This window comes from Nonomuraea sp. NPDC001684 (genome assembly GCF_053596515.1).
This window is the reverse complement of sequence record NZ_JBSFGJ010000594.1, coordinates 1-4,716: the sequence shown is the minus strand read 5'-3', so window position 1 is coordinate 4,716 and position 4,716 is coordinate 1. Positions and strand designations below refer to the sequence as shown.

Annotated in this window: 5 protein-coding genes; 4 read left to right on the top strand and 1 reads right to left on the bottom strand. The window is 71.5% G+C overall.

Annotation, left to right across the window (positions count from 1 at the left end; translation table 11 throughout):
- The 3 genes from ACWCSD_RS48025 to ACWCSD_RS48015 all read left to right on the top strand — a co-directional run.
- The coding region (locus tag ACWCSD_RS48025) for an isocitrate/isopropylmalate family dehydrogenase (RefSeq protein WP_449925740.1) at window positions 1–757 on the top strand (757 nt) is incomplete at its 5' end.
- The gene (locus ACWCSD_RS48020) at window positions 754–1,584 is read left to right on the top strand and encodes a cysteine hydrolase family protein (protein WP_449925737.1); all 831 of its coding nucleotides are present in this window, start codon (window positions 754–756) and stop codon (window positions 1,582–1,584) included. The genes ACWCSD_RS48025 and ACWCSD_RS48020, both read left to right, overlap by 4 nt.
- Window positions 1,539–2,495 (top strand): SAM-dependent methyltransferase, encoded by a 957-nt coding sequence (locus ACWCSD_RS48015; protein WP_449925734.1) that lies wholly within the window; start codon window positions 1,539–1,541, stop codon window positions 2,493–2,495. Before ACWCSD_RS48020 ends, ACWCSD_RS48015 begins: the two co-directional genes overlap by 46 nt.
- Before the next feature lie 256 nt (window positions 2,496–2,751).
- On the opposite strand, the gene ACWCSD_RS48010 is transcribed toward ACWCSD_RS48015, so the two are convergent.
- Window positions 2,752–3,645 carry a Gfo/Idh/MocA family protein gene (locus tag ACWCSD_RS48010; RefSeq protein WP_397162803.1) on the bottom strand — a complete coding sequence of 298 codons (894 nt, stop codon included), beginning with the start codon at window positions 3,643–3,645 and terminating at the stop codon, window positions 2,752–2,754.
- Between the two features lie 567 nt (window positions 3,646–4,212).
- Here ACWCSD_RS48010 and ACWCSD_RS48005 point away from each other — a divergent pair.
- The coding region (locus ACWCSD_RS48005; RefSeq protein WP_449925730.1) for an amidase family protein at window positions 4,213–4,716 on the top strand (504 nt) is incomplete at its 3' end.

The following is a 4,716-nucleotide window of genomic DNA, read 5'->3' as shown; positions in this document are numbered from 1 at the left end:
GGTGAAGATCGACGCCATCACCACGGCCGGGGCGTCGCTGCTGCTGGTCAGAGACCAGGCCCAGGGCTTCTACACCGGCGAGAACGTGCACCTTCCCGGCGCGCTCGTCCGCACGATGACCTTCAGCAGGGAGATCACCGAGAAGGTCATCGCGCTGGCCGTGCGCCGGGCGCGCCAGGAGTGGCCCGACGGCCGCATCGACGAGATCGTCATGGCCTACAAGTTCCACCTGCTCGACGGCGCGCTCGACGAGTGGGTGGCCGAGAGCGCCGCCCGCCACGGCGTGCAGATCGGCCTGTTCCAGCCCGACACCGTCAACCGCAACCTCATCGAACGCGGCCCCCGCCCCCGCACGGTGATCATCGCGGGCAACGAGTGGGCCGACATCATGCACGTGGTGCTGCTCGACCGCTTCGGCTCCGAGCGGCAGGAGAACCGCTGTACCGAGAACGTCTACCTGCATCCCGACGCGCGCGGCCTGGTCGAGTACCAGACCGTGCACGGCTCCGCCGACGACCTGGCGGGCACCGGGAGGGTCAACCCGGTGGCCACCGTCCGGGCCGCGGCGGCCATCGCCGAGCGGCACGCGGGGTGCGCCGGAGCGGTGCGGATGGTCGAACGCGCCCTGATGACGCTCGACCGGCACGGCGTGGCCACCCCTGACGCCGGCGGACGCCACTCCACCACCGGCGTGGTCGACGCCCTCCTCGACGCCCTGGAGCCCGTGGCCCGGCCGGTATCGATGGCGGACTCATGACCGACGAGCAGCCACAGCCCCAGAAGGAACGTTCCATTCTGGTCGGCGGGGAACACCAGGAACGTGCCGCCGGCGTGATCACCGAGGAGCACCGGCCCGTCCAGGAAGGTGCCGGCCCGGCCGCTGAGGAGCGCCCGCCTGTCACCGAGCGTGCGGCTCTGGTCGTCGTCGATCTGCAGAACGACTTCTGTACCGGTCCCACCGCCCGTGCTCGTTACGCCGGGGACCCGGCGGCTCTGGAGACGGCCGCGGCCAACACGGCCAGAGCCCTCGCATCGGCGCGAGCCCGCGGCATGGACGTGGTGTTCGTCAGGTTCGTCGGTGACGCCGAGCATCAGGGGCCGAGCTGGCGGCGGCGCGACCTCGCCCAGGGCAAACCCCTCAAATGCCTCGAAGGCACCTGGGGCGCGCAGTTCCACAAGGTCGAGCCCGCGCCCGGGGAGCCGGTCTTCACCAAGTGGGCCTGCTTCGACGCCTTCCTCAGCGAGGGCTTCGAGCGGCACCTGCGCGGGCGCGGCATCGTCCGCCTGGTGTTCGCCGGCCTGTACACCGACGTCTGCGTGGACAGCACCGCCCGCACCGCGTTCCAGAAGGGCTTCCACATCACGGTGCTGACCGACTGCACCGCCAGCCGCCACCTGCCCGACTCGGAGATCCTGCGCTTCATGGCCGCCCTCTACGGCGCCCATCTCAGCTCCCACGACGTCCCCGGCTCGTGGATCCCGGAACAGGAGACCGCCGCGGTGTCAGCGGACGGTCGACCGGCCCGAGAGGAGCGCACGTGCCGGACAACCGACAGCTCGAAATCGACAGCGGCGTCGGCCTGACCGCGCTCATGGTCGCCGCCGCGCGGGCGATCGAGACCCACCGCCCCGACTCCCTGGCCGCCGACCCCTACGCCGAGCACTTCGTCCGCGCCTCCGCCGCCTCGGCCGCCTGGCCGACCCGTCCGCAGGACGTGCCCGGCGGCGACGCCAACCCTCTGTGGGGCAGGCTCGGGCGCTACTTCGGTCTGCGTACCCGGGTCCTCGACGACTTCCTGCTGCGCGCGGCCAAGGCGGGCATCCGGCAGGTCGTCCTGCTCGGCGCGGGGCTCGACAGCCGGGCTCTGCGGCTCGGCTGGCCTCGGGGACAGGTCGTGTACGAGATCGACCGGCCGGGTGTGCTGGCGTTCAAGGAGCACGTGCTCGCCTCGCTCGCCGTCGAGCCGTCTTTCCCGGTTCGGAGCGTCCCGGCGGCACGGCGTCGGGTGGTCGCGGCCGACGTGGGCGACGACTGGGCCGGCGCGCTGCTGGGCGCGGGCTTCGACGCGAACGCGCCGACCGCCTGGCTGGCCGAAGGGCTGCTGCTCTACCTGGATCCGGAGGTCGAACGGCGGCTTCAGCGGACCATCGACGTCCTGAGCGCCGAGGGGAGCGTCCTGGCGTTCGAGGCGAAGCTCGGGCTGGGGTCGCCGGCGGTCCGCGCCAACCCGGTCTACGCGGCGACCAAGGCGCAGATCGGCGTGGATCTGCTCGCGTTGTTCGACCGGAAGCCGCGTCCTGACTCCATCGGGCTGCTGAGGGGGCGGGGCTGGTCCGCCACCGTCCGTACGCCCTTCGACTTCACCCGTCAGCACGGTCGCGGCCCCCTCCCCGAACCGGACGACGCCTTGGCCACCAACCGCTGGGTGTTCGCCGACAAACCACGACAGAGCCACGTCTTGGGCGTCTCCGTCCCCACGTTCCGCGACTGCTGACGGCCGGCTCCCGGGCCGGCCGCGAAGAGACGGCGAGACCCCCTCGGCTGCCCCGACCGGTCGCGACCCGCGAACGGTCGGAGAGCGGGGCGGCCCAGGTGGCGGGGCCGCGAATGGTGCCATGTATGGCTTTCGGCGCGCTGGTTCGGCTCGGGGCCGGGGCGCTGGTTCGGCTCGGTGGCGGGGCTTGGTGGTTGGTGTCTGGGGGCGGGTGTGGTGGTTGGTGTCTGGGGGCGGTTGATGGTCGGGGTGGTTCTCAGGCGGTGGGGGCGTGTTCTCGTGCTGAGATAAGGATGTCCAGGATTGCGAGGGTTTCGGCCCATGGCACTGGGTTCGGGGCGCCGTTCACCATGCTGAGGAACGCCTCCATCGTCCGGACGTATCCCAGGTTGTGGACCGGGTCGGGGCCGCTTTCGATCACGATCGACTCGCTGCCGTGCCGGCCGTGGAGGGTCACCATGTAGGCGTTGTCGTCCGAGACGCCCAGGATCTCGACCGTTCCGACTATCCCGTTCGCCCACTGCAGTGCCAGGACGCCGGTGTCCTCGGAGCTGAGTGTCCGGTAGTGGCGTCTGGTTCCGGCCGCCCCGACCAGGCGCACGTCCGGGCCCAGCAGGGCGACCAGCGGCTCGACGCCGTGGATGCCCATGGTCACCATCGTCCCGCCGCCCTCGCCGGGAGTGTCCTGCCAGGCGTTGTAGCCGTCGGCCCACTGGCCCACGTCGTGCCGGACCGTCGCCCGTACCGACAGCACGTCCTGCGCGTCGGCGCGGACCTCGGCGAAGGCGGGCGCGAAACGCAGCACCGAGCCCGACATCACCCGATCGTGCACCGGCAGCCGGCGCAGGGCGTCGAGCTGCTCCCTGGTCGCGGCGGCGGGCTTGTTCACGAAACACGGCACGCCGGTCTCCAGCACCTGGCCGAGAGCGGCGGGCACGTGCGGGTTGGGCAGCGTCAGCACGACGCCGTCCGGGTTTCCCGCCAGCAGCTCGTCGAGGTCGCCCGCCGCCTTCGCCTCGGGATGCTCCTCGGTGAAGCGCCGCAGCCGCTCGGCGTCGGGCTCCCAGACGGTCAGCTCGGCGTGGCGGGCCAGGGTGCGGGCGTCGGTGTACGGATGGCTGGTGGCGAGCCCGGCGAGCGCAATGCGCACAGCTTTCCTCCAAAAGGCCGATATTTCAGGAAATGATCCACATCATGTCAGGACCACGGGAACCGCCCGGTCCCCTCAGGGGCGAACCCTTTCCAGGGGCACTTGGGCAACCCCATTCCTGGTCCCCAGCAGCGAAGTCATTCCTTAAGCACAAGGACCGGTCCCCAGGAGCTGAGCCGCTCCTCGGTCTCCAGTCCGCGAGCGGCCGTGGAGACGGCGGGCCAGGGGCGCGCAGCAGGGCCACCCGTAGCTTGTGGTTTCCGGTCGTGGTCCATGAGGGTGCTGCCCGACGTGGACGGACAGTTAAGGCCGGCCGTCCTGGGCTCCGGTGCGGGCGTCATCGTCTTGAGTGAGGTGCAGGGCCGCTATGAGGCCCCTGGTGAAAACTCGGTGGACCAGACGGACGGTCGCTGCGAGCATGGCCGGTGATGTACCGAGCGTAGGAACACGTCGATCACCGGCAGGGGGACGGCCCAGGAGCCGTCGCCCCCTTGTCGGCAGCTCTCTGACTCTTCCCTCAGACGATCGACGTACGGGCGCCCGAGCGCGCCCGGAGAAGGACTTTCCATGGACATCCAGGAGTACGCCAGGTACGACGCCACCGGCCTCAGCAACCTGATCAGGACGGGCGAGACCGACGCCGGCGAGGTCGAGGCGGCGGCCCGCCAGGCGCTGGCGCAGGTCGACGAACACGTGAACGGCCTGGCGCTGCCGGTGTTCTCGCCGGCGCTCGACCACGCAGCCGACGGCCCCTTCGCGGGGGTGCCGTTCCTCATCAAGGATCACGGGCCGGTGGCCGAAGGGGTGCCGTTCACGCTGGGCAGCCGGGCCTATCCCGGCGTCCTCGCCCGGCGCGACACCGACCTGATGACGCGGTTCCGCGCCGCCGGACTGGTCACGCTGGGCCTGACCACGGTGCCCGAGCTGTGCGTCAGCTTCACCACCGAGCCCGTGCGCTACGGGCCCGCACGCAACCCCTGGGACCTGGGCCGCACCGCGGGCGGGTCGAGCGGCGGCGCCGCGGCGCTGGTGGCGGCCGGTGCTGTGCCGGTCGCGCACGCCAGCGACGGC

Bases quoted from the DNA above. Each gene is read 5' to 3' on its own strand.
- ACWCSD_RS48020 (WP_449925737.1), top strand. From the start codon at position 754: ATGACCGACGAGCAGCCACAGCCCCAGAAGGAACGTTCCATTCTGGTC.